Origin of the sequence: Halalkalibacter okhensis (genome assembly GCF_000787375.1) — a bacterium.
Classification (GTDB): Bacteria; Bacillota; Bacilli; order Bacillales; family Bacillaceae_D; genus Halalkalibacter; species Halalkalibacter okhensis.
In genome coordinates this window covers 216,024-242,562 of the sequence record NZ_JRJU01000002.1, presented here as the reverse complement: position 1 = coordinate 242,562, position 26,539 = coordinate 216,024, and the positions used below count along the sequence as shown (strand labels likewise).

The window sequence follows — 26,539 nt, the reverse complement described above, 5'->3', positions numbered from 1 at the left end:
ATGGGAATTGTTGTTGTTGAGATATGTAATGGCAGTCTCGTTACACAAGTAGATGTGGAGAAAATACTAGAAGAAGAATTCCCGGAAGTGGCTGTTATTGAAAATAGTTGCTTATCCTTTTGTGGGATGTGTGCAAAAAGGCCGTACGCCATTGTTAATGGCAAACGAATATTTGCTAAAACTGTAACTGAATGTTTGGATAAAATTAGAGAGCATATAAAATTAGAGTTAGCGATGTATACGTAAAGAGAGGTAGATTCGACTTAGATTGTGATTCGTTAAGAGGATTTGCGTTTTTCGCTAACATATGATCTAATGGAAATAACTTTTCATACTTTATTGTATGAAAAGTTATTGTCGTTAGGGATTGTCCCATTAATGATTGATGAATAGTTGTCTTAGCAACTATTTTTTATTGTCTAAAAATGCAAACATTGAAATAGAAAGCACAGGTGAAATTAAATATGAAACATCCATATAGAGTCTTACTGTATTATATGTATGTCCCGATTGAAGAGCCAGAAAAATTCGCTTCTGAACATTTGGAGTTTTGTCAAAAGCTAGGTGTAAAGGGCAGAATTCTTGTAGCGGCAGAAGGAATAAATGGAACGCTGTCAGGGACGATTGAACAGACAGAGGAATACATGGAAGTTATGAGAGCAGACCCACGTTTTGCTGAGATGGTTTTTAAAGTGGATGAGGCGGAAATTCATGCATTTAAAAAGATGCACGTTCGTTACCGAGAAGAACTTGTTACACTTCGACTAGAAGACGATATCAACCCGCTTAAGGTAACAGGAACTTACTTGGAACCAACAGAATTCTATGAAGCTATGCAAGATCCACAAACTGTGGTCATTGATGCAAGAAATGATTATGAATATGAACTTGGTCATTTTCGGGGAGCGATAAAACCAGAAATTAGGAATTTCCGCGAGCTTCCGGATTGGATTAAGCAAAACCGAGATCAGTTTGAAGGAAAAAAGATTCTAACATACTGCACTGGTGGGATCAGATGTGAAAAGTTTTCTGGCTGGTTAGTAGAGGAAGGCTTTGAAGATGTCTCCCAATTACACGGAGGAATCGTCACATACGGAAAAGATCCCGAGGTTCAAGGGAAATTGTGGGATGGGCAATGTTATGTGTTTGATGAGCGCATAAGTGTCCCAGTTAACCAAACGGAACATGTGATTGTTGGTAAAGATCATTTCACAGGTGAACCGTGTGAACGATATGTTAACTGCGGAAACCCTGAATGCAATAAAAAAATATTATGTTCACCAGAAAATGAACATAAATACATGCGTGGGTGTACACATGAGTGTCGAGTGCATCCTAGAAACCGTTATGTGGAAGAACATGATTTATCTGATGAGCAAGTAAAAGAACGAATTTCTCAATTAAGTTATGGAGAAGAGGTTCATTCCTAATAAAAATAAGGCTACGATCTGCGGATACAATGAGTATCTCATTTCGTAGCTTTTTGGCTTGGAAAAGAAGAGGATTTAACCTAATAATCTCTTGAAGTGATTAGGGATATATTGTAAGATTTATTCATACCTCATAATTCTAGGTAGGTGAGAATATGTTTAACCGTGAACTGGTGAAAGGGAGTACTTCTTTAATTGTACTTCAATTGTTGCTGGATGGAGATATGTATGGATATCAACTTGTAAAGGAGATGGGGAGTCGAAGTGAACATACTTTACAGGTGAAAGAAGGGACCCTATATCCCGCCCTACATAAACTAGAGGAAAAAGGATTTATCACTTCTTACTGGAAGGAACAAGAAAAAGGACCAGCTAGAAAGTATTATAAAATAACAGAAGAAGGACAAGAATTACTCAAAGCAAAAACAAAAGAGTGGAACTCATTTGTCAAGATGATGAGTAATGTTTTAGGAAGATCAATATGAGTCAATATAAAGAGGATTTTCTCCTACAATTAGAAAAAGAACTAGAACGTCATCCAAGAAGAGATGAAATTATATTAGAGTTTGATGATTATATTGAACAAAAGCTAACAGAGCTGTTATTGACCGGTGTAAATGAGACAAATGCATATCAAATGATCATGAAGGAAATCGGGCAACCAGAGCAGCTAGCATTACAATTTAATGAGAAAAATCTTGTTCCAAGTATGGTTCAAAAATACTCGATTCTAGTGAACTACTCCTTATTTATGTTAGGAATACTGATCACTATACTATATTATTTTTTTGGCTCTTCATTCATGGAATTGCTATGGAATAGCTTAGTTTCACAAAAATGGATGATTCTTTCTTTGTACATGTTTCTGTGGTCATATCTTGGATTTTTAATTGGGAAGAACTATGGATATACAGGAGAACCATTCATAAGAAACATCTTGAAGCTTTTACTAGTACCTAATTTTTTGTTCATGATACTAGTCCTGTATATGGAGCCATTACAAAAGTGGTTTAGTCCGTTCATTACGCCTACCTTTATAACAGTGTGTATAATAGTAACGTTTCTGTTTTATCCGATTAGTAAAGCAAGTTTCAAACTCGGAATTATCAAAGGGATGTAATGTCAAGACCACTGAAAAGGAATGTTCTTCTCCTTTTCAGCGGCCTTTGTAATATCATCCCTTTTTTTGAATGTATACATAGAATAACTAGGTATGAAAAATCAAAGAAAGTGGTGAATGAGATGTTTATTTTTGCTAAAAACAGCAATATCTTTCGAGAGGGGTTGCGATTTTGTCTACATAATTTATTGTATATTTTTGTATCAGCGTTCATTTTATTTTTGCCTATCATATTCAAAATGAATTTGTTTCTCCTTGTGAATATGATGTTTCTGTATGTATTAGTAGTTGCTTATTATTACTTTTTAATTTGGGTGAAGTACTCTGTAAGTTATATAAAGTTGGGAGGGAAGATCGTATCTCTTTTTACGATCGGGGTGTTTGGAATACTGCCTAACATTCTTTTTTATTATATTTTGGCTGCAAACATCAATGATGATGTTTGTGGGTTTGGAGATGTCTTAGCTGCGTTTATTGTATTATTATCGATTTTCATCATGCCGATTGTTGCATTAGTTTCAGGTCGAGTTAGTAAAGCGTAAGTCGTTCAATATAGGAATGTTTACTGAGGTGATTTTTTAATGTTCGTACTATTAATACTTACAGTGTTTATCATATCAATTGGTTTGATCTTATTAATTCTTAAGCAACTGAAAAAATCTATTTTACTTTTTATTGTTACCTTAGTAATAGTGATCTTGTACTTTGGAGGCTGGTGGGTGTTTGTTCAAAATCATCACTTCGTTCGTAGTACCGACTTGGCAAAAGAGAACATTGGGGATGTATCGTTGTTGGATCCAATCAATGAATCTCTGATGAAAGGATATGGAGAATATACTGAACATGAGAATATCTATTATGAAAGATCATTCCATTTCGAAACAGGATCAATTGGTACAAATAGTAAAAACGAAATCATTTACATAAGAGCTATTGATCCTCGTGTCAAAACGACGAGCGGTCTAAAGATTGGAGATTTAAAACAAGAGATTAGTGAATGGTACGGAGACAACTACTTTGAACAGAGAGAGATGGGAAGGGGAGATTCCATTAACTATATTGATAGGCAATACAACATACAATTGCAATTTTGGTTAATAGACGATAGGATAACAGAAATTGTATTGAAAAAAGTGAGATAGAATATTTTAAAAATTGGGGGAGGTGTATGGATTACGATGACAAAAGAGATGTACGTGCAAGTAGATGATTGTAAACTGTTTGCTAAAATAATTGGGGAATCTTATACGAAACCAACCATCGTAATGGAGGCTGGATATGGGGATGATTCTAAGACTTGGGATTCTGTCATTGACGAACTTTCAATGCTGTCAAAAGTATTAGTATATGACAGGGCAGGTGTTGGTAAGAGTGAAGCTAATTCTAAGCCAAGAACTAGTTTTCAAATGGTAAGAGAATTAAACGAGCTCATAAAAAAAGCAAAAATTAAACCGCCTTATATTTTAGTCGGTCATTCATTTGGTGGAGTGAATGCACGTATTTATGCAACTGAATATCCTCTTGAAGTTTGCGGCCTTCTGCTGATTGACTCGACTCCTGAAGAGTACAGAGAAAGATTTCTTCCAACGATGACAAAAGCGTTTCAAAAGGCATACAACAATCAGTTTGTGCACGAATGTAACTATGATGAGTTCAATGAAAGTCTACATTACGTAAAAGCAACAAAGAGAAAGCTAGATGTTCCGTTAATGGTCCTTTCTGCAGGGAAAAAAGCCCATTACTCATACAAATCCCAAAAGTTATGGAATGACATGCAGAGAGAGTGTGTAGACCTATCATCGAATGGTGAATTCATGATTGTTGAAAACAGCGCTCATTATATCCATCATGAAGAACCTCAAGTTGTTATTAATGCTTTAAAAAAATTAATGGATCATTGGTAGTGTGTGTTTGGTACCCCCTTTGAGTAAAAGAGAAGGGGAGAAAGGTCGTTGATAATGGTGTATAGGTACATTCTTCGATCCAGTAGCTCTTGAGATCAAGATTTATTAGGGCCTATTCGTCCAAATCCTTTTTTGTAACTAGACTATGTATAACTAGATCTATTTTTTTTGAAAAATAGATAGGTAATCACCTATTTTTCAGAAACGAATATCCTATGTTAGATCATGTATGAGGAAGTGAAAAGAGATGGGATACTTTGTTGAAGTGGAGCCGGATGTTAACTTGTACGTTGAAGATGTTAATCCAGAGGGTAGGAAGACTCTTGTGTTTATACATGGTTGGCCGTTAAGCCATGAACAGTTTGAATATCAGTTTAATATTCTTCCCTCAATGGGCTATCGTTGCGTTGGAATTGATTGGAGGGGATTCGGCAAATCGGATAGACCGTGGCATGGCTATACGTATAACAGACTGGCAGATGATATTCGAACGGTTATAGATACACTTGAATTAGATGGTGTTACACTTGTTGGCCACTCTACAGGAGGAGCCATTGCTATTCGTTATGTGACCCGACACAACGGGCATGGAGTGAGTCAGTTGGTTCTCGTTGATGCTGCAGCTCCTGTAGGATTTACAGAGGATACCGCTAATTCTCTTCTTGAACAAACATTAAATGACCGCCCCAAAATGATGCAGGGAGTAACGGATACTTTTTTCTTTCAATCTATTAGTAAACCTTTTTCGGATTGGTTTAATCAATTGGGTGTGCGCGCAGCTAGTTGGTCAACCGCAGCGGTGATCCATTTATTAAGAGATGAAACATTATATGAAGATATGCACAACATTCATGTCCCAACGTTAATTATTCACGGTGTTCACGACAAAGTCATTCCATTTGAACAAGCTTTGGAACTACATCAAAATATAAGAAATTCACAGCTAGTCCCGTTTGAATTCAGTGGTCACGGTCCTTTTTGGGAGGAGCGTGAAAAGTTTAATCAACTGTTGATGGAATTTAGTAGTTAACCGTAAACAAGATTTATGGACTTTAGTAGTGAAGATAGGAGAAGTACGAGGTTAACACGTTTTTGTGTTGGCCTATTTTCTTTTTGTGTCATAAAGTCTGTTTAAGAGTCCAAAAGTGAATAAGAGTAGAAAAGAAATAACGCAGATCTATTCATGTAGCTTAATTTCCTAAGACAATACACACTATTCACTTTATCAAGCTTAACTTGGCAAACGACATTGGTTAACATTTACATGCTTCTTTTGTTGGAAAAAATGTCTTTCCTACTGAGACCTTTATGCTGGATATGCTATAATTCAGTGTTGGATCAAAACTATGGTTGTTTCAAGTGAAGGTTGAACAAAGAAATACAAGAGTTACGTTTTGTTAAATGAGCATAACTGAAGAACCTTATAAGGCAACCTCATAGCAAGTAGGTGTACACATAATGAGGACACAGGTGAAAACATATCGTTGTCCGGTTACTTTGACGAATAAGGCGAAGGATAAGATGCGAGAGCTCGGGCTAGAGGAGCGTTCGTTTTTTTCGTTGGAGAAATCGTTTCGTATATATATAGAAAAATACCCGCAAACAGCAGATCGCCCCCTTTCAGTCGCATTGTACGTTGATCATGAGAAGAACGTCCATTTTGCAAAAATGTATGAGGGGCTTGTAGTCATTCTACATTGTGTTGTCGAGAAGGACCGGTTTATTGTAACGAATGTTACGACTAAATCGTCTCGTTACTCGATGCAAACAAACTGGCGTCGTGATGTGAATTTAACTTTTGATTTGAACATACAGCGCGGGAGCATGGTCTCGTTTGATTTGTTAAGTTTGATTCATGAAATGCCGGTTGCACAAGATAGTTCCATGTATGTGAAAAAACGAATTGCGAGCTGGGAAGGGTATTTGAAAATTCAGGAGCGTTCGGCTGATATTCCGGACATGCTTTCACCGTATTCAGGACTGACGTTTAATGGGGACTTTACCAGAATGACCATTACCGGCTGTCAGTTAGATGATAAGCAATGGAAATCACTTAAAGATTTAAGTGTGAAACTAAAAGGAATCGACCAGGATGTTGGGAAGGTGCTAAAAGCAAATTGTTCTGCTCGTACGGTCGAAGTTGAACTGAACAAATATATGGAGGAACGGGCGCGGAAAAATCGCGTTGACTTGAATCAAAGGGAAGTAACGTTCAGTAATTTTGCCACATTAAGTCAAGTAAAAAAGGCTACGACAAGGATTTAAGCATCTTGAAAATGGCTTAGCTGCTAATCCGGAGTTGGAGCAACTTTTATTTGAAAACAAGCCACCGGTGCGACCGCCGAAAAAGTTAGCCAACCTGCCGTTTCATAATCGGTTGAACGAGTTCCAGCAGGAAGCGGTTACTGGAGCAATGTCTGCTGAAGACTTGTATGTGATCCAGGGACCTCCTGGAACGGGGAAAACAACCGTTATATCTGAAATTTGCCTGCAAAATGCAAGAGCAGGGCTACGTACACTCGTTGCATCACAGTCGAACTTGGCGGTTGATAATGCTCTTGGCCGCTTATTGGAGAATAAGGATATTCGTATTCTACGGGTTGGCCGCACAGAAAGTATTGAGGAAGAAGGCAAGAAATTTATTGAAGAAAATGTCGGTCAGTATTGGAAGGATCATACGTTAAGAGAAGTTTCAACACAGTTTGAAGGCAGAAAAAAACGTGAAATCAGCATTGAAGAAGAGTGGGCGGACAATGAGCGAAAGCTAGAGGAGTTAGAGCCAAAGCTTGCACAATTGGAAGCAGAGATCGAAGAAAAAAAGAAAGCAAAAGAGCACTTAAGTAAGATTGATTCCTTCATTGATGAGAAAGCAAAGAAAGTTCATGTATCTGAGCACAAACAGCGAACAGTTCAACAACATGTAACGGAGATTGGTCAATCACTTTTTCTGTTGAATGAAACGATTGAAAAAGATGAAGCCTATCTTCGTGATCAGCCAAATGGTTACACCATTCAAAAGGAATATGATGCCATCCAAACAGAAATTGAGCAATTGCAGCACAATATTGCTTGTCAGGAACTTGAAAGTGAAGTGGCTGAAAAAAAGGAAAATGTCAATCAAGCGAAGGCTGAATACGAAAAATGGGCTGTGTCAACGGCAACATTGGATAATTTGATCATAAAAGTAACGGACGTTAAACAAGTTGATGGATTAAAATGGATCTTACTTGAACAGAACCTTGAAAGGCCGGAAAAGGTTCAGGAGCTTTTAGAAGAACTAAGGTATATTCGTGCAGAAATCAAACAACTTGAAAAGTTAAAAGAATACAACGACAAACTTAATAGCGCGATTTCCTATATAGAACAACTACTAAACGGGCAGCGGATTTCGTTTGACCAAGTTCAGCAGCGAGCCCTACATCGATCAGCTGTCTTTACTGCATTAGAAATCGATCAATTCTTAGAAGAACTGAGAAGCAAACTGAAGGAAAGCACAAGAGTCTACCCGCAAATGCTCGTTTCAGGTCTAGAAGGATTGTATAGTAGAAGACATTTTATTCGGCAAAAAGCGGCACGGCTAGAACCATATGAGACATATAAACATAGGGCTCAAGATGCCTTTTTGCAGCTGAAGCAGGAAATGCTCATATCCCTTAAAAGTAAGCAGGAAGAAAACAAACGATCTTATCAAAAGTGGCAACAGAGAATGACAGAGCAAGACACAGAGCTTCAATCTCTCCAAAGCAGGCTTCAAGCAATGATGGAGACAGTAGAGCCGATTTCGAATGCTCGTGAACAGCTTCAACAAAAAGAAGAAAAAGCAGTAGAGCTTCAGAATAAGAAAAAGCAGTATGAGCAAGTGAAAGAACGTGTTGATACAAATTGTCAAAAGTGTGAAGAAGTAACGTTGCAACTTCAAGAGGAGGAGCAAAACCTTGCCAAAATCGAAGCTCATTTAGAAGAATTGTCTTGCTTGATTGCAGAGAAAGAAGAAGAACGAATTCCATTAAGTGAAATTCTCGAAAACGAACCGGAAATAGAGCATGAAGAAGTCTTAAAGCAAGTGGCGAGTCTTACCTTTACACGAGAGTCATTAAAACAGGAAAAACAAAGGCTTCCCCTTTTTCAATCTATTCAAGGCCAATGGCTTTCCTTGCTTGAAGAAGCAAATGACCACGATCTAGAAGAAATTCGCAAACTTTACGTCAAGCATGCGAACGTTATTGGAACAACATGTGTGGCCTCTGCAAGGAAGGACTTTATGGATAGCTTCCCTGTCTTTGATGTCGTAATTATTGATGAAGTATCAAAAGCAACACCTCCAGAACTTCTTTTGCCAATGCTAAAAGGGAAAAAAGTCATCTTAGTCGGGGATCATCACCAGCTACCTCCTCTTTTAGGAAACGATACGCTAGAAGAGACTTTGCAAGAAATGGCGGATGAAAGTGATGATTTTGAAGGGAAAATGGAATTAAAAAAGCTGTTAAAAGAATCGCTATTTGAGAGGTTGTTTAAAAACTTGCCGAAAAGCAATAAAACAATGCTTGCCATTCAGTATCGGATGCACGAAAATATCATGAAAACTATTTCCCCATTTTATGACGAAGAAAACGAACGACTCCAATGCGGGTTACCAGATTCCGATTCACAGAGGGATCACTTGCTACAATCATCACTCATTCACCGAGACAATCATTTATTATGGCTCGATATCCCAAATGAACTCGCCTTTTTCGAAGAAAGAATGAAAAGTGGAAAGAGCCTCTTTAATTCGGCCGAATTGAAAAGAATTGAGGAGTTGTTAAAGGAACTCGACCAGGCGACGGCAGAAGCGAAGCAAGCTGGAAGAATGAAGCCGGATGAGAAAAAAAGCATTGGTGTCATTAGTTTCTACGGGGAACAAGTTAAACGGATTGACCGCCTAATTCATCAGGAGCTACGCTTGGACCACTTGACGATTCGAACGGGAACCGTTGACCGTTTTCAAGGGATGGAAATGGATGTCATCTTGTTAAGTATGGTGCGTAATCATGATAACAAACAGGATGATATTGGTTTTGCCAAAGACTATCGCCGACTGAATGTCGCCCTATCTAGAGCAAGGGAGCTACTCGTTTTAATCGGCAGTACGAAAATGTTTACTGAAAAAGCAAGACAAGCAGCAACAAGACAAATGTATAGTCACGTATTAGACGCGGTCAAACAACAAAATGGACTGCGAACGTTTGAAGAGGTGAGTCTGCATGGATAAGGTAATGGAACGTTTACAAACTAGTTTGCTTGAAAACCCAAATGTTCAAATCAAAGAGTCTGCTATGTGGTATGTGCCACTTGAAACGGTTGATGTGATATGTAAACGGGTCAAGCGATCGAAGATGGATATTCTCATGAAAATGATCCTGCTTGCTGTTGAACAGACAGATATCCGGCGCGCTGCCAATTTGTCGGAAATGTTATTAGTAGAGGAACTCTTTATTGCAGATTTGATGGAGAAAATGCAACGAACAGGTTTGATTTACCTCGAAAGATCCATTTTTAAGCTAACAACCAAAGGGCAAGAACAACTTAAGACAGGCATCATGGAAGAAGAATTGGAAGAAGAAGCAGCAGAGCTTTTTTACAGCCCAGTTCATGATGAATTTTGGCCGGAAATGAGTGGGTCTGTGCCAGAAGTAGATGAACAATGGACTCTTTACCGCTATGCAGAATCAAAGAATCTCATCACAAAGGAGCGAATTTTAAACGTTCTTTCCGAGCAAAAAAATGGGTTGGATGAAGACGGATTTCAAACCGTCGTGTCCGATGTAACAAGTTTTGAGCAACAGACGGTCGTGCACGTTCCATGTTTGGAATTTCAACTGTATAACAAAGAGCAGGACACCTTCTACGTGCGCGTTTGGAATACATGGCTTGATCGCTTTGATGATACGCTTGAGAATCAGATAGAAGAGCATGAGCGGGTTGGGTGGAGGAATAACAGATAAACGAAAAAAAGCAGGAAAGCTGTAGTAGCTTTGCCTGCTTTTTTTTCGTTTACCTAAGTGAGAATTAGTATTATTACGCATTTGAACGAAATACGCGAATCTCACCTTGCTTCTCCGCTGGTTTCGATTGATTTAGGTAATGATAAAACACACCCATGAACAAGCTTCCACCAATAAAGTTTCCAATTGTAACAGGAATCAAATTGTGAATGGCTCCGCCAAAGCTGATCGTTTCAGGATGTTCTAGTACAAGTGAAATCGCAAATGCCCCCATATTAGCAATACTATGCTCATATCCTGAAATAAAGAAACAGAAAACAAGCAGCATCATTGTAAAAATTTTCGCACCTTCTGATTTCATTGTCATCGGAAGGAAGAAGGCTAGGCAAACGAGCCAGTTACATAAAATTCCTCGGAAGAGAAGTTCTAACCAAGGTGTATTCATTTTTTGTCCAACAACACTGAATAAGAAGCTATTTACGGATGGATCGTTAAATAGGCCAGTAAAAAAGATGATAACAGCAAACATGATGGCCCCTAGTAAGTTCCCAACATAACTCATGCTTAACAGCTTCAGGGCGCTAGACCATACCATTTTCTTCTGTAAGCATGTATACGTGTAATAAAACGCGTTACCGGTAAATAAATCACCGCCTCCAAAAGCGATGAGGATGATGGCTGCACCGAACGTTATCGCAGCGACTGGATATGTGAAAGGAGATCCCTCTAGATAAAATAGATTTCCCGTTTTAAAGGCAACAATGACACCAAACCCGATAAAAAGACTAGCTAAAATGGCTCGAAATATATAACGAGATCGACTGACACTGAATGCTTTCTCTTTCTTTAAGGCTAGTTGTTCAACCTGTTGTAATGCTTGATTTTCCATTATGACTTCACTCTTTCTTCTGACCCCTAAGTACTTGGGATTTGCTTCATTTTCAAAACAACTTTACTACTATAACAAAAGAATAAGAAAGGAACTAGGGGGAAAATGAAAGGAGGCGTTTTCATTTGAAAAAATTTTTTAATTGGAGGCTAGACCGTCGTTTTTCCTTACCTAATAGCTGATAAACTAGCTCGTTGAGTATTAATTTGAAGAAAAAATGACTTAAGTCATGGTTAAAATCAAAAATAGTGACGGAAGACAGTAGGGGAACTAACTTTTTATGTCTATACTAAAGTGACGAAGAGGAGGTAGATGGCATGCTTGAAACAGAAAATTTGCAAAAGGTTTTTAAAGGAAGAAAGGCTGTTGATGGAGTCAGCTTTTATATGGATAAAGGAGAATCGGTTGGGCTTCTTGGGCCTAATGGAGCAGGAAAATCAACGACGATTTCCATGATTTCGTCCCTTGTGAAACCAACATCTGGTGAGGTAAGGCTACATGGGCAAAGTGTGTTGAAAGATCCGGGTCAGATCCGCCGGGTTCTAGGGGTGGTCCCACAAGAAATTGCACTCTATCAAGAGTTGACCGCATATGAAAATTTGAAATTCTTTGGTCGAATTTACGGGTTAAAAGGGAAAGAGCTTGAAAGAAGAATTCAAGAGGTGTTGGAATTAGTAGGTTTAATCGATCGTCAAAAGGAGGTTGTGAAAACTTATTCAGGGGGGATGCAAAGAAGGATTAATATTGCTGCTGCCATGCTTCATTCACCTGAAATTCTTATTATGGATGAACCAACTGTTGGGATCGACCCGCAATCGCGAAGTCATATTCTTGAAATGGTACGTGAATTAAATCGAGAAAAAGGATTGAGTGTATTGTACACGAGCCATTATATGGAGGAAGTGGAGCGCCTTTGTGACCGAGTGTACATTATGGATCATGGACAAGTGATTGCAGCTGGAACGAAGGAAGAACTAAAGAGTATCTTGTCAGGAGAAGAAACCATCTTTATTGAGCTGGACCGCCATGATCGAGATCTCTTTGAAAGGTTGCAGGCGCACGAAGGGATCCTTCAAGCTACTGAAACAGAAAAAGGATTGAAGCTTCTTGTACCAAAAGGAAAAAGACTCCTTGGCGAAATCTTTCATATTTCCGATTCTCATAAAGCTCAAATTGTGAATGTTCATGTACAAGTACCGACTCTTGAAGATGTGTTCTTACATCTAACAGGACGTAAATTAAGAGACTAAGGAGAGAGACAATGTTGGATTTTTTAAAAAAAGATCTGCTGCTCATGTTTCGCAATCGAACTGAATTGTTTTTGCTCCTAGTTATGCCGCTTATGCTTATTGCTATTTTAGGATTTGCGTTAAGAGGGTTGCTTGGAGGAGATACCTCAGGAATTGAAATGAAGGTAGCTGTTGCTTCGTATGACGATGAGAATCAGGGGATCGAGCATTTTGTTGGAACATTGAATGAGTTGGGCTTAACGGAAGAAACAGCCCCTGAGCTTCATGCCGCGGCAAAAGAAACGAGCCCTCATCGTTTATTAGTAGATCTCCTTGAAGATGAGGAGTTTAGAGAAATGATTGAAGTTGTATACATGGAGGAAGAGAAAGCTCAAGAGGCATTGGAAGCCGGAGAATTAACAGCGGTATTGATGATTCCTGATAATTTCACGTACCAATCGTTAAACAGAATGTTTTTGCAGCAAGGTGAAGGCAGTGAATTAGACATGACGGTTGCGGAGACAGGATCTCTAGCAGGATCCATCTTTGAAGAGCTTATTTTTGGCTTTGTCAATCATCTTAACTACGAAACGGCTATTTCGCAGGCATTAGGGGGCGTATCTCCTGTAGAGGAAATGGAGGAGGTTCAGTTAGGAGGAATAGAGACGATTTCTAGTAGAGAGCCGGTTAGTTCGTTTCAATATTATACGATCGGAATGGCGGTGATGTTCGTCCTGTTTGTTGGAGCGACGATATCTAGTCGAGCATTTGTGGAGAAGCAAGAGCATGTCTTTAATCGGATCTTACTTTCGGGAACTTCTGCTTTTACTTATTTAAGTGGAAAAACACTATCTGCAGCTGTGATTGCATTTATTCAACTTATTATCTTATTTGGGGTATCAAGTTTGATTTTCCAAGCCTTTTCCGGGGAGTCGCCTTCGTTTTGGCTAGGAATGTTGCTTATTTCGTTAGTGATTTCTATCTGTGTCGGAGGGTTTGCAGCGTTATTGACGACTCTCGTGATTCGATATAATAGCGATGCAGTGTCAAATATATTTTCAGGGGGAATTATTACACTCTTTGCCTTTGCAGGAGGAAGCTTTTTCCCAATGACAGAAATGCCGGATGCTGTGAGGGCAATTGGAAATTGGACTCCAAATGGATCTGCTTTAGTCGCTTATTTACAATGGATACAAACGTTAAATTTTGACGTAATTATGGAACCGTTAATTAGGATTCTTGTCATGACACTTGTCCTCTTACTTGTAAGTGTATTGATGTTTCCGAAAAGGAGGTCAGTTTCTAAATGACGTCTATCTTTTTATTACAGTGGCAGAGGTTTCGTAGAATGCCATTTTTGGTGCTTTCCTTTTTTGGATTAACCATTGTATTTATCTTTTTTATTGCTGGTTTTGGATTTGATCGACAAGTGACCATCAATACGTATGCCGAACCTTCCTTAGAAGAGGAAGACCGTGATAAATGGTTGAGTCTACTTAATCAATCCGATGTCTATCAATTTGAATGGACGGATGAACAGGAGGTAAGGAATTCTTTAGCAACTGGAGACAGCAACTTTGCCCTGCAATTGCAAGAGGACGATTATCGCTTCCTCGTAGCGACAGATGAGGCCAATCGTTTATTAGTTGAAAGTTATGTACAGCAAATTTTCTATGAAGAGCTACGATTACAAAAAGCTGAGCAACTGGCCACGATTCCTGAATTTAGGAAGGAAGTAGAGCGTCTTAGTCAGGAACCTGTCATCGCTGTATCGACTGCTTATTTAGAAGGTAATGCCTCGACAAATCATGAGCGTCTCCAGGTTCTATTTGGTATGACCTTATTCTTTTCGATCTACACGATCATGTATACATTAATGAATGTTGCTGATGAGAAAAGAGGGGGGACGTGGGATAGGATCATCGTTTCACCGCTTCAAAAGTGGCAAATGTATTTAGGCCATTTACTGTATTGCTTTGCTATTGGTTATGCTCAAATTTTGGTTGTCTTCCTTATTTTCAATTGGGGATTTGGATTTGATCTTGGAGAGCGCTTTGGTTATTTGTTAGTTGTGATTGCTTGTTATGTGTTCGCGATTGTCTCGCTTGGCATATTGTTAATGGGGTTAGTGAAATCATCACAGCAGTTGCAAGTGGCCATTCCAATTGTCGCATCAGCAATGGCGATGCTAGGTGGCGCCTATTGGCCAATTGAAGTTGTAACGAATGACATTATGCTTCTTCTTTCTAAAGGAATGCCGATTTATTACGGAATGGAAGCCTTAAAAGGAGTAGTCCTATTTGATCGCGGATTAGTGGAGTTAATGCAACCATTATCCATCTTAGCGTTATTTGGGGTCGTCTGCATGGGTGTTGGAATTAACTTAATGGAAAGGCGTTAAAGAATAAATAAGTAAGGGGGCTCGTCGTTTGCATGCAGGTGACGGGACTCCTTTTTTCGATGTTTTCCCTTACTTATTGGTTTCAAATGTTATTAAACCTTGTTTACATTAAACGGATGTAACTTTTTAACTTACAATATGATGTAGCGCTTAATCTGATATTCTCTTTTTATTCTTACCAATCAAAAAATGCTTTTATGCCGGAGTTGATTGTAAGGGATTCTAGTGGAGAATCTGTGTGAATACCTATCACTTGTTGGATGAGACGAGTGATAACTTTTTTTTGTTTTGATCAGCAGCCGTTTGTTTCTACCTTAATCACGTACATTTTTGACCTAGCATTAATAACATATATAGTTATCGATGGTCACTTTTAAACTATGTAGAAAAGGTGGAGTAATCGGAATAAAATGGTAAAATAATGATTGTACTTGTACGACCGCATTGAGGGCCAATGTTTATATGAATCTATAAGGAGATATCCGATGCCTAAATATATTCTATTTGATTTTGATGGTACGCTTGCTGATTCCAGGATCGTTTTCATCTCTGCATGGAACGCATTTGCAAACAAACATCAGTATCGAAAAATAAAACCTGAGGAATTACATGCACTTAGAAGGTTATCGATCCTTGAAAGAGCCAAGCACCTGAACTTTCCTATCTTGAAAACGCCACTCATTATTTCAGACTTCTATCGGTACTACCGAAAATACGCTAAAGAAATCACGCTATACCCTAGAATCAACGAAGTGTTGGAAATGTTTGAAAGGGAAGGGCACAAAATGGCTATTCTTTCCTCTAACTCAGAGGATGTGATCAAGGAAGTATTAAGGCGAAATCAAGTAAAAAATATATCAAGAATATGGAGTTCGAATGTCATTTTCGGAAAGGATCAATTAATTCGCAAATTTCTTAAGGAGCATCGTCTCAGTTCATCTGAGGTGATCTATGTGGGGGATGAACAACGGGATATTATAGCCTGCAAGTCAGCTGGAATCAAAGTCATTTGGGTGAGTTGGGGCTATGACGCAAAAGAACTTGTCCAGGATCAAAAGCCAGATTACTTTGTTGATACACCTGAGGAGTTGCAGGAAGTGATTTTGCAACAATCAAGTAGGTGAAGCTCTCTAGTCACATCTTAGGTGTGACTAGGGACACAAATATTTATAGGAGTAGAGGTGGAGAATATGGTTTACATTTTTTCGATCGTGGTTGCAATGATATGTGTGTGTATTGCTGCTTTTCAAATAATGCTTTCTCTCGGGTATCCATTAGGTGAATATGCAATGGGAGGATATTATAAGGTTTTACCTAAGAAATTCCGTATAGTAAGTGCAGGTAATGCGATTATTCTTTTATTTATGGGTTTGGTTTTCTTGCTACATACAAACGTCATTACTGGGTTAGATTTTTTACCTACCAATATCCTTGTATGGATGATTACCATTTTTCTTGGTATAAATACACTAGCTAATCTAGTATCTCGAAGTAAGAAGGAAAGGTATGTGATGACACCGGTTTCGGGTGTTGTGTTTATTCTTTGTCTGATCATTGTGCTTGCTTAGGTAAGACACTTCGTATTTATGTGTTTTTATAATGGTACTCCCAAAACAATATACAAAAACGAACAAAGTTGTTATATTGTTACCAGGAGTAAATAAAAATTCAACTGATTTCGGTGTTACAGATGCAGTATTAAATATAACTTTTACTAAGCTAGTTTCTACACGGACTTCTAATAAAAACTAAGTATAAGTTAATTGGGTTTTTGGTATGTAAGAAAACTAATATATTCTATGCTGGAGGTATTAAATGTTAATAGTGGAAAGGCGTGGGGAAATAACAGATTTAGTTAATTTAAATTGAATTATTCGTATTTCTGAACTAAGTAAAATGTTTATTGTGACAGAGGAGACGATTTGTAAAGACCTGGGTTAAATAGAGTTGGGAACCGCATCTATAGTTGTTAAAATTCAAATAGGAACAAATAGGAATATTAGGGATAAATATGAAAATAAATAAAGATAGTCCTTTACCGCTTTATTATCAAGTCAAGGAACTATTAAAAAAAGAGATTCATATAAATAAAATAAAAGTTGGTGAAATGATTCCTTCAGAGCGTGAATTAAGTGACATGTTTGATATAAGTAGGCCGACTGTACGCCAGGCCATTAATGATCTGGTGAATGAAGGGGTATTAAAGCGAAAAAAAGGGTTAGGAACTTTTGTATCACAACCTAAGATCAACCAGCGATTCCTTGAAAATCTAACGAGTTTTAAAGATGAGATGGAGGAAAAAGGATTACCTAACTCGACGAAATTACTAGATATAAAAGATGTTGATTGTAATGATCATATAAACAAAATATTCCATGAAAAATACAATAAGTTCGTTTATATCGAAAGACTCAGGTATGTAAAAAAAAGTCCTGTTGTGATCGTCTCTACCTATATTCCTAAAGAGTTAGCACCTGACTTATTAAAGGAAGACTTAACAAATTTTTCACTCTATGAAATATTACAAAAAACCTACCATTTAAATATTAAAAACGCCAAACGAATTATGGAGGCAATTAATGCTTCTTCTCAGGAGGCAATATGGCTTAACATAGAACCTAATGCGGCTGTCATGTTAATTAAAACTATAGCCTACCTTGATAATCAGATGCCGTTTGAATATACCATAGCAAGGTATCGAGGGGATTTTAGTAGTTTTACGGTTAATACATCTATTTAATGAATTTAGATTAGGGATTAGAGATATCAACTGGTAAAGACAACCTGACATCATTACTCCCTTATTTAAAATAAAAATCTTATTTTTTTTAAAAAAGAGGAGGTACTTATTTATGGAAATTTACTTAGATACTGCAAACCTTGAGGAGATTGAACATGTGATGCAATTGCCAATGTTAGATGGGGTTACAACAAACCCTTCTATTCTATCAAAACAAAATTTACAGCCAAAAGCAATTATGAAGGAAATTAATCAAAGGGTAGATGGAAAGGTTTGGTACCAGCTTACAAAAGATAAGAGCGAGGAAATGGTGAATGAGGCATTAGAAATTGTCGAGTTACTTGATCACCCTGTCATTAAACTGCCAATGGGGATCGAGGCTTTAAAGGCTTGCAGCGTATTGACAAAACAAGGAATTGAAACAAATATGACATTAGTATTTTCGGTATCACAAGCCATTTTGGCAGCTAAAGCCGGAGCTACGTATGTGAGTCCTTATATAGGAAGAATGAATGATATTGGTTTAGAGGGGCTTCAATTTATTGAGGATACTGTAAACGTTTTTAAGGCTCAAGAAATGAGTACGAAAGTTATTGGTGCAAGTATACGTAGTAACCACGATGTAGTTGCCATAGCAAGTCGTGGAGCAAAAGCGGCAACAATGTCTCTTAAAGTGTTCAAACAAATGTTAGAGCATCCAATGACAGATAAGGGATTGGTGCAATTTTCAGAAGATTGGAACGTGTATCAAAACCGATTATAGTAATATAGGGGGCTCGAAATGGGGAAATACATTCTAGCGCACGATCTAGGAACGACCAATCATAAATGCACAGTATTTAGTGAAGATGGAGAGGTTGTGGCCTCTTCTACGAGAAAATGTAGCACGAATTTCCTGGCTGGTGGGATTGCTGAACAACATCCGACAATGTGGTGGAATAATGTCATTCAAACGACGAAAGAAATACTTGAAGTAGTAAGAGGGGAAGATATCGCGGTTATATCGTTTACCGCGCATATGAATGGGTGTTTACCAGTTGATAGTAAAGGCAATCCTTTAAGTCCTTCATTGATTCATGCTGATACAAGAAGTAGTGAATATGAGAATGATGTTTTTCAAATGGTTAGTGAAAACAAGCTTTATGAATTAACGGGTAATCGAATTGACTCTCGTTACACGCTTTTAAAAATGTATTGGTTAAAACAAAAAGAGTCAGCCATCTATAACAAAACAGCGTATTTTCTTCAGGCAAAAGACTATTTAGCTTTTAAAATGACTGGGAGATTGGGTGTGTCAGATTACTCTGATGCATCTCTAACGGGAGCCTTTAATTTGGAGAAAAAAGCTTGGGAATCTTCAGTGTTTAAAGAATTAAACCTAGAATTAAGTAAAATGCCTGATTTGGTGCCGTCTTCAGAAATAATTGGCTCCGTGACGAAAGATGCTGCATATGAAACTGGTTTATTGGAAGGAACTCCGGTAGTGATAGGAGGAGGAGACGGGGCATGTGCGACAATAGGTGCGGGAGCTCTTTCCAAAGGGGATACCTATATAAATTTAGGAACGACTGCATGGGTTTCGAAAGTTGTCGAACAACCATTCATAGACGAAAATAAGAGAGTCTTTACAATTTGTGACTTAAACCCAAAACATTATAATGTTCTTGGTACGATGCAGACAGCTGGAGCATCTTATGAATGGGCCATTAGTCAATTTTCATCTATAATTGACTGGGATAATTTGACCGTTCAACCTGAATATGAGGAGTTTGAGAAACACCTGACAAAAGTGGAGGCAGGTTCCAAAGGGGTAATCTTTCATCCATACCTTTTAGGAGAACGTTCACCTATATGGAATAGCAAAATTCGTGGAAATTTCTTTGGTGTTAGCTTAGAGCATAGCCGATTTGAGTTAGTTAGAGCTGTCTTAGAAGGGATTTCTTACTCATTAGCAAGTATTTTAGAAGTTTTTAATGATACAACAGCAAATAATGAAACTAGATTGATCGGTGGACTTGCTAAAAGTGATATTTTAATACAAATTTTAAGTGACGTATTGGGTTCGCCAATTCAAGTAAATAAAAACATTTCTGAAGCGACATCAATGGGAGCAGCAATCGCCGGTGGAGTGGGTATCCAAATGTTCTCGAGTTTTAATGAGGGGGCAAAGTTCATTAAAAATGGAAAGCGGTTCCATCCCAATGTTGACAATGAACTAATTTATAAACAACAGCTAGAAATGTTTAAAGAGCTTTATGAAAGAATTAAGGATGTCAACTTCGTAAACAGAGTATGAGTAGAGGGTTCTTAATTTATAAATGATAAGGGAATTCTAAGTGTAATGGAAATAGCAATAATATGAATAGAAACAAGTAATGTGGTCTCCGATAATAAAAGAGAATAAGTTTTAATCTCTAATCCAACTGTATAAAGTAACAAAAACCTCTAAAGTTAGATAGATAACTATCTGAATTTAGAGGTTTTTTATAGAAGGCAACTACTATTCAAACAATATGAGAAGTAATACCAAGAAATAAATTAAAAACAAAAAATAAAAAAGGTAAATAAGATAATCGTAGTTATTAAATAAATGGTTGAAAGATTTAGGTCAAGAGCTCAATAATTATTTTATTATGTTTATTTAAAGATAAAAGGTTATTTTCTTTAGGGAAAGTGGTTTCTATTAATTGAAATAACCAACTATTTAAAAAAAACCGAATTTTTACCAAGAAAAAGATTGATAATCTGTTTTTATTTGTTTATAATCAAAATTAACAAAAGAAAAACAAAGAAATAAAAGGTGATGACCCAAAGAACATCAAATTTTTTTATCTTTTGATGATACCGCTTACAAAAAACAAAGGAAGGTGAAAAAATAATGGACGAAATTTTGCTGGAAATGAAGGGGATTTCGAAGAGTTTTCCAGGGGTTAAAGCACTTTCTGATGTGAGTTTCGAATTAAGAGCAGGAGAAGTGCATTCTGTTTTAGGGGAAAACGGTGCTGGAAAATCAACTTTAATGAAGATTTTAACAGGGATTTATACAAAAGATGAAGGGACCATTACATATTTGGGTAAAGAAGTTGATATTACTGATACAAAGATGGCACAAGATGCTGGGATAAGTATGATTCACCAAGAACTTAATTTAATGCCGGACTTAACAGTTGCTCAGAATATATTTATAGGACGCGAACCGAAAAGCAAAATCAAGTTTTTGTTAGATGAACATGAATTAAATAAACGAACTCAAAAATTATTTGACCAGTTAAATTTGAATTTAAATCCGAAAGATTTAATAGCAGATTTAACAGTAGCAAAACAGCAGATGGTTGAAATTGCTAAAGCTCTATCATTCAATGCGAAAATACTAATTATGGATGAACCTACTGCTGCTTTAACAGATAGCGAGATTGATACGTTGTTTGAAATCATTGAAAGGCTTCGGAGTAATGGAGTCGGAATTGTTTACATTTCTCATCGAATGGAAGAGTTAAAACGTATAACAGATCGCATTACGATTATGAGAGATGGTACGTACATTGATACTGTAATAACAAAAGATACACCTATTGATAGGATTATCTCTATGATGGTAGGGCGAGAAATCTATGATAATACGAAGCCGATGGTTGAAACTGCTACTGAGGAAGTTGTTCTACAAGCGAGAAATCTTAACTCCCCACTTCTTAAAGACATAAACTTTGAATTAAAAAAAGGAGAAATCCTTGGCTTTGCAGGATTAATGGGGGCAGGGAGAACTGAGGTGGCGCGAGCGATTTTTGGAGCAGACTCTTTAGATTCCGGACAAATATTAATTAAAGGGAAAGAAGTTAAGATCAAAAGTCCGAATGATGCAGTTAGTAACGGTATTGGCTATATTTCTGAAGATAGAAAACGTTATGGATTAATGGTTGAGTTGGATGTAAAAGCGAATATTGTCATTGCGTCGATTAAAGACTTTTTAAATCCTATTGGCTGGGCACGAGATTCAAAGATTGGGAATATATCGAATGAAATGGTAAAAAAACTAGCGGTAAAAACACCTAGTATTCATCAACAAGTGAAGTTCCTTTCTGGAGGGAATCAACAGAAAGTGGTTATCGCTAAGTGGTTGACACGAGATTGTGATATTTTAATTTTTGATGAACCAACTCGTGGAATCGATGTTGGAGCAAAGGGAGAAATTTATAAACTTATAAATGAACTAGCAAGTCAAGGGAAAGCAATTATCATGATTTCTTCAGAGTTGCCAGAGGTTCTTAGAATGAGCCATAGGGTTATGGTTATGTGTGAAGGAAGAATTACTGGTGAATTAAGTTATGAAAACGCAACACAAGAAGCCATTATGAATTATGCTACACAGCGTACTAGCATTAGTTAATATTTAATATTTGTAAAATGGGGGGAAACACAGTGAAACCAGAAACGAATAATTCGACAATCGATCCAAACCAAAAAAAATGGAAACTACCGATTAAACCAGGGGCTCTTCAACAAGTTTTAGCATTTGCTAGTTTAATACTATTAGTTATTTTCTTTTCTTTAGCATCACCTAACTTTTTGCAATTTTCGAATATTGTTGGGATTTTGCTGTCAACTGCAGTAATAGGTATTTTAGCTTTAGGTGCGACATTTGTCATTATAACTGGGGGAATTGATCTATCAGTTGGTACGGTTATGACTCTTTCGTCGGTAATGACTGCACTCTTTGTAACTACACTAGGGGTTCCGTCCGTATTAGGTGTTTTTGTCGGAATTCTGACAGGGGCATTTTGTGGACTATTGTGTGGTCTTGCTATAGCCAAAATGAAAATTCCGCCATTTATAGCAACATTAGCTATGATGATGATTGCAAAGGGAATGGCGCTAGTTATTTCTGGAGCATCTCCAATATATTTTACAAATACACCTGGATTCTCTCAGATTGCATTAGGAACCATTATTCCTGGAGTACCTAATGGAGTTCTTATCTTTTTTGCTGCTGCTATTATCGGTGCACTTATCTTATCTAAAACGATTGTAGGTAGATATACATTTGCGCTAGGAAGTAATGAAGAAGCTACAAGACTATCAGGGGTAAATGTCGACAGTTGGAAAATTAGAATTTATACAATTGCTGGGGTTTTCACTGGTATTGCTGGTGTAATTATGGCGTCGCGGTTAAATTCAGCGCAGCCTGCATTAGGAATGGGGTATGAGTTGGAAGCGATTGCAGCAGTTGTTATTGGTGGAACTTCACTAAGCGGAGGGAAAGGAACCGTTGTAGGAACTGTCATTGGGGCCCTTATTATGAGTGTTTTAACAAATGGATTACGTATTCTTTCTGTACCGCAAGAGTGGCAAACAGTTGTAGTAGGGTTTGTTATTATCTTAGCTGTGTATGCAGATAATTTACGTCGAAAGAAAGCCTAAATCTATGGTATTAACTCCTAATAGGAGATATATACAACAATAAATTTAAAGGGGAGACAGTTATGAAAAAAATTGCAACATTAATGGTTTTACTAGGAATGCTAGTTGTGGCCCTTACCGCTTGTGGCTCTGCAGAAGAGGGATCTAGTGAGAGCCCTGCAGATGTTGAAGTAGGTGAAGATGAGTTATTTATTCCGATTGTTTCAAAAGGATTCCAACATCAATTCTGGCAAGCGGTTAGAAAAGGGGCAGAGCAAGCAGCAGAAGAATATGGTGCTGTAATTACATTTGAAGGTCCTGAATCTGAAGCTAACGTTGATCGACAAATTGATATGTTAAGAGCTGCGCTTGATAATAAGCCTGATGCAATTGGATTTGCAGCCTTAGACAGCCAAGCTTCTATTCCGTTATTACAACAAGCTCAAGATAACGATATTCCAATTGTTGCATTTGATTCTGGTGTTGATAGTGATATCCCTGTTGCTACTGCGTCAACTGATAACAAAGCTGCTGCTGCATTAGCTGCTGAAAAAATGGCAGAGTTAATAGGCGGAGAAGGTCAAGTTGCACTAGTTGTTCATGACCAAACAAGTATTACAGGTGTTGATCGTCGTGATGGTTTTGTAGAGTACATGGAAGAAAATCATCCTAATATTGAAATCGTTGATATTCAGTACGGTGGGGGAGATCACTTACAATCTACTGACTTAGCAAAAGCAATTCTCTTAGCCTATCCTGATTTAAAAGGCTTCTATGGTGCAAATGAAGGTTCTGCAATTGGGCTTGTAAATGCAGTAACAGAATTAAATAAACAAGGTGAAGTTGTTATCATTGGTTTTGATTCAGGTGCGTTACAAATCGAAGCAATTAAAAATGGTGTCATGGCAGGAGCGATCACTCAAAATCCAATTGGGATCGGCTATGAAACTGTAAAAGCGGCTGTGCTAGCTGCAAATGGTGAATCAGTTGAAGGATCGATTGATACAGGATTCCTCTGGTATGACCAAGATAACATTGACGATGAAGAAATTCAGGCAGTCTTATACGAATAAAAAGAATAAGAGGTTGCTCAATTAAAGGGCAACCTCTTTTACAAACAAAAACACAGATTAACAGTAATTTTTTTGTTTATTTCTTTAATTTTGTTGAAATTCTTTTGTTTTGGGATTATAATTTAAATAAACAAATTAATACTTAAAAACATAATATTTCCGGTATTGCACTAATTAAAAAGAGAACTTACATATTAACTAAGTAGAAGGAGGAAGAACATGTCAACTATCTTTGAACAGCTTAAATTATATGCAAATAAGATTGTACAGACAGGTTTAGTTGTAGGGGCTGGTGGAAATTTGAGTATGCGTGAAGGGAATTTTATGTTCATTTCTCCAAGTGGGTTCGACTTACAAGAAATTGAAGATCATCACTGGGTAAAAGTTAATATCCAAACGGGTGAAATTCTAAGTGATTTAAAACCTTCTTCTGAAGTTGAGATGCACCTAGAGTGTTTTAGGAAACGACCAGATATTACAGCCGTCCTTCATTCACACCCTAGTTATTCAGTTGCAGTTTCAAGTACAGGTAAGGACATTCCAATGTTGTTTCCAGATGGTCCGGCGATGATTCGAAATGTATCTTATCTTGATTATATTATTCCAACAACTGAGTTGCTAGCTAATGCAGTGGGGGAAGTAATCGGGGATACAGATGTTATAGTAATGAGAAATCATGGGGTCATGACAGTAGGGAAAACTATGAAAGAAGCCTTCTTCTTCATGCAAATAATTGAAGAATCAGCAAAGGTTTTTTCGATAGCCTCATCTGTAGGTGTTCCAAGAAGTTTAACTGAACAGGAATGTATTGATTTACGAAATCTTTCTTCTGAAAAATATCGTTCTGAACTTTTGAAAGGAAGAAACTAATAATTTGGGCTTGGAAGGTGTGAAAAGAAATGAAGAAGGTTTGGGCGTTTGACTTAGGAGCTTCAAATGGCCGCCTAATGTTGAGTAGTTTCGATGGGAGATATTTAGAAATAGAAGAAATTCACCGTTTTCCTAATAAGCCAATTCAGCTTACCGATAGATATTATTGGGATATTCTCCATATTTTTCAAGAAATGAAAGTTGGAATAACGAAAAGTTTGCAAAAAGGTCATACTGACGTCGTAAGTTTAGCAGTCGATACGTGGGGTGTTGATTTTGGATTATTGTCTTCGAGTGGTGAATTGTTATCCAACCCTTATTCTTATCGAGATCCCCTTCATTCTGAAGGGATGGAGGGGATACTAGAGAAAATTACTAGAGAAGAACTTTATAGCCGATCCGGAATAGAGCCTTCTAGTATTAACACAATCTGTCAATTATATGGAATGAAGATTAGAAGGCCTGATTTGATAGAACAAGCAGATACGTTATTGTTTACTCCAAATCTTATAAACTATTTCTTCTCTGGTGTAAAGGCAAATGAGTTTACGATTAGTACAACAAGTCAATTATATCATTTTAAAAATAAAAATTGGGACTTTGAATTATTAGAAAAATTAAACATCCCAGCAAAGATGTTTAATGAGATTACGAAGCCAGGTACTATTTTAGGCTCGACATTAGAATCTATTAACAAGGAATTACGAATGAATCCAGTTAAAGTAATTAATGTAGCTGGTCACGATACTGCTAGTGCACTTGCTGCATTGCCTATGGATAATCCTAATGCTGCCTTTATGAGTTGCGGAACATGGGTGTTAATGGGAGTCAAAGTACAAGAGCCAATTGCATCTAACCAAGCACTATCTTGGGGATTCACAAATGAAGGAACGATTGATCAAGAGTACCGCCTTCAAAAAAACAATATGGGCTTATGGTTAATGCAACAATGTAAGACTGTCTGGGAACGGGATGGTGATTCATTAAGTTATGAAGAAGAGAGCGTTCTCATTAAGAAAGCGAGACCATTTACAAGTTTTATTAATCCTGATGACCCTACATTCCTACATCCTAAAAATATGCCTGCTCAAATTCAAGAGTATTGCAGGAGAACAGGGCAAAAGCCACCTGAAACAAAAGGAGAAATTCTTCGCTGTATTTTAGAAAGCCTGACTTTAAAATACCGTTGGGTTTTAGAAAAGTTAGAGCATTTAACTGGTACAAGTATTGAAGAGATAAACATGGGTGGCGGCGGAATACAAAATCAAATTTTATGTCAATTTACTGCAAACGCTACCAAGAAAAAAGTACAGGCAGGGCCAATAGAAGCAAGTGCGATAGGGAATTCATTAGGGCAATTACTTGCTTTAGGGGAAATTGCTAATATACAAGAAGCACGAGAGATTGTAAGGCGGTCATTCTCTACAAAAGTGTATGAACCAAAAGATCAGTTAACATGGGATCAAGCATATGAAAGATTTTTACAAAATGTAAATTGAAAATTG

The 26,539-nt window shown here is 37.4% G+C and carries 25 protein-coding genes; 24 read left to right on the top strand and 1 reads right to left on the bottom strand.

Features of this window, described 5'->3' with window-relative positions:
* The 11 genes from LQ50_RS02830 to LQ50_RS02785 all read left to right on the top strand — a co-directional run bounded on the left by LQ50_RS02830 (position 1) and on the right by LQ50_RS02785 (position 10,438).
* A complete protein-coding gene (locus tag LQ50_RS02830) occupies positions 1-246 on the top strand; it encodes a YuzB family protein (RefSeq protein ID WP_034625912.1) in 246 nt (81 codons plus the stop codon).
* A 218-nt stretch (positions 247-464) separates the two neighbouring features.
* Positions 465-1,430 (top strand): oxygen-dependent tRNA uridine(34) hydroxylase TrhO, encoded by a 966-nt coding sequence (trhO, locus tag LQ50_RS02825; RefSeq protein ID WP_034625907.1) that lies wholly within the window; start codon positions 465-467, stop codon positions 1,428-1,430.
* Between the two features lie 155 nt (positions 1,431-1,585).
* Entirely contained in the window at positions 1,586-1,915 is a 330-nt protein-coding gene (locus LQ50_RS02820; RefSeq protein WP_034625904.1) for a PadR family transcriptional regulator, read from the top strand.
* On the top strand, positions 1,912-2,550 hold the full coding sequence (locus LQ50_RS02815) for a hypothetical protein (protein WP_034625902.1): 639 nt from the start codon (positions 1,912-1,914) through the stop codon (positions 2,548-2,550). The genes LQ50_RS02820 and LQ50_RS02815 overlap by 4 nt, the downstream gene beginning before the upstream one ends.
* Positions 2,551-2,672: 122 nt before the next feature.
* Positions 2,673-3,092 (top strand): hypothetical protein, encoded by a 420-nt coding sequence (locus LQ50_RS02810; protein WP_034625899.1) that lies wholly within the window; start codon positions 2,673-2,675, stop codon positions 3,090-3,092.
* Between the two features lie 39 nt (positions 3,093-3,131).
* Positions 3,132-3,692, top strand: coding sequence for a hypothetical protein (locus LQ50_RS02805; RefSeq protein ID WP_034625896.1), 561 nt, complete (start codon positions 3,132-3,134; stop codon positions 3,690-3,692).
* 36 nt (positions 3,693-3,728) lie between these two features.
* Positions 3,729-4,454 (top strand): alpha/beta fold hydrolase, encoded by a 726-nt coding sequence (locus LQ50_RS02800; protein WP_034625893.1) that lies wholly within the window; start codon positions 3,729-3,731, stop codon positions 4,452-4,454.
* Positions 4,455-4,701: 247 nt separating this feature from the next.
* The gene (locus tag LQ50_RS02795; protein WP_034625890.1) at positions 4,702-5,484 is read left to right on the top strand and encodes an alpha/beta fold hydrolase; all 783 of its coding nucleotides are present in this window, start codon (positions 4,702-4,704) and stop codon (positions 5,482-5,484) included.
* A gap of 440 nt (positions 5,485-5,924) precedes the next feature.
* A complete protein-coding gene (locus tag LQ50_RS25920) occupies positions 5,925-6,719 on the top strand; it encodes a hypothetical protein (RefSeq protein WP_237563629.1) in 795 nt (264 codons plus the stop codon).
* 34 nt (positions 6,720-6,753) lie between these two features.
* A complete protein-coding gene (locus tag LQ50_RS02790; RefSeq protein WP_237563628.1) occupies positions 6,754-9,705 on the top strand; it encodes a DEAD/DEAH box helicase in 2,952 nt (983 codons plus the stop codon).
* On the top strand, positions 9,698-10,438 hold the full coding sequence (locus LQ50_RS02785) for a hypothetical protein (protein WP_034625885.1): 741 nt from the start codon (positions 9,698-9,700) through the stop codon (positions 10,436-10,438). Before LQ50_RS02790 ends, LQ50_RS02785 begins: the two co-directional genes overlap by 8 nt.
* A gap of 73 nt (positions 10,439-10,511) precedes the next feature.
* On the opposite strand, the gene LQ50_RS02780 is transcribed toward LQ50_RS02785, so the two are convergent.
* A complete protein-coding gene (locus LQ50_RS02780) occupies positions 10,512-11,327 on the bottom strand; it encodes a formate/nitrite transporter family protein (protein WP_034625882.1) in 816 nt (271 codons plus the stop codon).
* A 317-nt stretch (positions 11,328-11,644) separates the two neighbouring features.
* Between LQ50_RS02780 and LQ50_RS02775 the strand changes: the two genes are divergently transcribed.
* The 13 genes from LQ50_RS02775 to LQ50_RS02715 all read left to right on the top strand — a co-directional run bounded on the left by LQ50_RS02775 (position 11,645) and on the right by LQ50_RS02715 (position 26,533).
* Positions 11,645-12,577 (top strand): daunorubicin resistance protein DrrA family ABC transporter ATP-binding protein, encoded by a 933-nt coding sequence (locus LQ50_RS02775; RefSeq protein ID WP_034625878.1) that lies wholly within the window; start codon positions 11,645-11,647, stop codon positions 12,575-12,577.
* 11 nt (positions 12,578-12,588) lie between these two features.
* The gene (locus tag LQ50_RS02770; protein ID WP_034625875.1) at positions 12,589-13,866 is read left to right on the top strand and encodes an ABC transporter permease; all 1,278 of its coding nucleotides are present in this window, start codon (positions 12,589-12,591) and stop codon (positions 13,864-13,866) included.
* Positions 13,863-14,957: an ABC transporter permease gene (locus LQ50_RS02765; RefSeq protein WP_034625872.1), complete on the top strand. Its 1,095-nt coding sequence runs from the start codon at positions 13,863-13,865 to the stop codon at positions 14,955-14,957. Before LQ50_RS02770 ends, LQ50_RS02765 begins: the two co-directional genes overlap by 4 nt.
* 485 nt (positions 14,958-15,442) lie before the next feature.
* Positions 15,443-16,081, top strand: coding sequence for an HAD-IA family hydrolase (locus LQ50_RS02760; RefSeq protein ID WP_034625869.1), 639 nt, complete (start codon positions 15,443-15,445; stop codon positions 16,079-16,081).
* A 66-nt stretch (positions 16,082-16,147) separates the two neighbouring features.
* Positions 16,148-16,525: a hypothetical protein gene (locus LQ50_RS02755; protein ID WP_034625866.1), complete on the top strand. Its 378-nt coding sequence runs from the start codon at positions 16,148-16,150 to the stop codon at positions 16,523-16,525.
* A 443-nt stretch (positions 16,526-16,968) separates the two neighbouring features.
* Entirely contained in the window at positions 16,969-17,697 is a 729-nt protein-coding gene (locus tag LQ50_RS02750) for a GntR family transcriptional regulator (RefSeq protein ID WP_034625863.1), read from the top strand.
* Positions 17,698-17,809: 112 nt separating this feature from the next.
* Positions 17,810-18,460 carry a transaldolase family protein gene (locus LQ50_RS02745; RefSeq protein ID WP_034625860.1) on the top strand — a complete coding sequence of 217 codons (651 nt, stop codon included), beginning with the start codon at positions 17,810-17,812 and terminating at the stop codon, positions 18,458-18,460.
* 18 nt (positions 18,461-18,478) lie between these two features.
* Entirely contained in the window at positions 18,479-19,993 is a 1,515-nt protein-coding gene (locus LQ50_RS02740) for a xylulokinase (RefSeq protein ID WP_034625857.1), read from the top strand.
* 582 nt (positions 19,994-20,575) lie between these two features.
* Positions 20,576-22,081, top strand: a complete 1,506-nt coding sequence (locus LQ50_RS02735) for a sugar ABC transporter ATP-binding protein (protein WP_034625855.1) — start codon at positions 20,576-20,578, stop codon at positions 22,079-22,081.
* Between the two features lie 32 nt (positions 22,082-22,113).
* The gene (locus LQ50_RS02730; protein ID WP_373279160.1) at positions 22,114-23,112 is read left to right on the top strand and encodes an ABC transporter permease; all 999 of its coding nucleotides are present in this window, start codon (positions 22,114-22,116) and stop codon (positions 23,110-23,112) included.
* Positions 23,113-23,174: 62 nt separating this feature from the next.
* Complete coding sequence (locus tag LQ50_RS02725) at positions 23,175-24,164, top strand: ABC transporter substrate-binding protein (RefSeq protein ID WP_034625852.1); 990 nt, start codon at positions 23,175-23,177, stop codon at positions 24,162-24,164.
* 219 nt (positions 24,165-24,383) lie between these two features.
* Positions 24,384-25,034, top strand: coding sequence for a class II aldolase/adducin family protein (locus tag LQ50_RS02720; RefSeq protein WP_034625849.1), 651 nt, complete (start codon positions 24,384-24,386; stop codon positions 25,032-25,034).
* 29 nt (positions 25,035-25,063) lie between these two features.
* Entirely contained in the window at positions 25,064-26,533 is a 1,470-nt protein-coding gene (locus tag LQ50_RS02715) for a rhamnulokinase (protein WP_034625847.1), read from the top strand.
* Positions 26,534-26,539 lie beyond the last annotated feature (6 nt).

Coding starts and splice junctions, on each gene's coding strand:
- LQ50_RS02830 (WP_034625912.1), top strand. CDS start 1: ATGGGAATTGTTGTTGTTGAGATATGTAATGGCAGTCTCGTTACACAA.
- trhO (WP_034625907.1), top strand. CDS start 465: ATGAAACATCCATATAGAGTCTTACTGTATTATATGTATGTCCCGATT.
- LQ50_RS02820 (WP_034625904.1), top strand. CDS start 1,586: ATGTTTAACCGTGAACTGGTGAAAGGGAGTACTTCTTTAATTGTACTT.
- LQ50_RS02815 (WP_034625902.1), top strand. CDS start 1,912: ATGAGTCAATATAAAGAGGATTTTCTCCTACAATTAGAAAAAGAACTA.
- LQ50_RS02810 (WP_034625899.1), top strand. CDS start 2,673: ATGTTTATTTTTGCTAAAAACAGCAATATCTTTCGAGAGGGGTTGCGA.
- LQ50_RS02805 (WP_034625896.1), top strand. CDS start 3,132: ATGTTCGTACTATTAATACTTACAGTGTTTATCATATCAATTGGTTTG.
- LQ50_RS02800 (WP_034625893.1), top strand. CDS start 3,729: ATGACAAAAGAGATGTACGTGCAAGTAGATGATTGTAAACTGTTTGCT.
- LQ50_RS02795 (WP_034625890.1), top strand. CDS start 4,702: ATGGGATACTTTGTTGAAGTGGAGCCGGATGTTAACTTGTACGTTGAA.
- LQ50_RS02785 (WP_034625885.1), top strand. CDS start 9,698: ATGGATAAGGTAATGGAACGTTTACAAACTAGTTTGCTTGAAAACCCA.
- LQ50_RS02780 (WP_034625882.1), bottom strand. CDS start 11,327: ATGGAAAATCAAGCATTACAACAGGTTGAACAACTAGCCTTAAAGAAA.
- LQ50_RS02775 (WP_034625878.1), top strand. CDS start 11,645: ATGCTTGAAACAGAAAATTTGCAAAAGGTTTTTAAAGGAAGAAAGGCT.
- LQ50_RS02770 (WP_034625875.1), top strand. CDS start 12,589: ATGTTGGATTTTTTAAAAAAAGATCTGCTGCTCATGTTTCGCAATCGA.
- LQ50_RS02765 (WP_034625872.1), top strand. CDS start 13,863: ATGACGTCTATCTTTTTATTACAGTGGCAGAGGTTTCGTAGAATGCCA.
- LQ50_RS02760 (WP_034625869.1), top strand. CDS start 15,443: ATGCCTAAATATATTCTATTTGATTTTGATGGTACGCTTGCTGATTCC.
- LQ50_RS02755 (WP_034625866.1), top strand. CDS start 16,148: ATGGTTTACATTTTTTCGATCGTGGTTGCAATGATATGTGTGTGTATT.
- LQ50_RS02750 (WP_034625863.1), top strand. CDS start 16,969: ATGAAAATAAATAAAGATAGTCCTTTACCGCTTTATTATCAAGTCAAG.
- LQ50_RS02745 (WP_034625860.1), top strand. CDS start 17,810: ATGGAAATTTACTTAGATACTGCAAACCTTGAGGAGATTGAACATGTG.
- LQ50_RS02740 (WP_034625857.1), top strand. CDS start 18,479: ATGGGGAAATACATTCTAGCGCACGATCTAGGAACGACCAATCATAAA.
- LQ50_RS02735 (WP_034625855.1), top strand. CDS start 20,576: ATGGACGAAATTTTGCTGGAAATGAAGGGGATTTCGAAGAGTTTTCCA.
- LQ50_RS02725 (WP_034625852.1), top strand. CDS start 23,175: ATGAAAAAAATTGCAACATTAATGGTTTTACTAGGAATGCTAGTTGTG.
- LQ50_RS02720 (WP_034625849.1), top strand. CDS start 24,384: ATGTCAACTATCTTTGAACAGCTTAAATTATATGCAAATAAGATTGTA.
- LQ50_RS02715 (WP_034625847.1), top strand. CDS start 25,064: ATGAAGAAGGTTTGGGCGTTTGACTTAGGAGCTTCAAATGGCCGCCTA.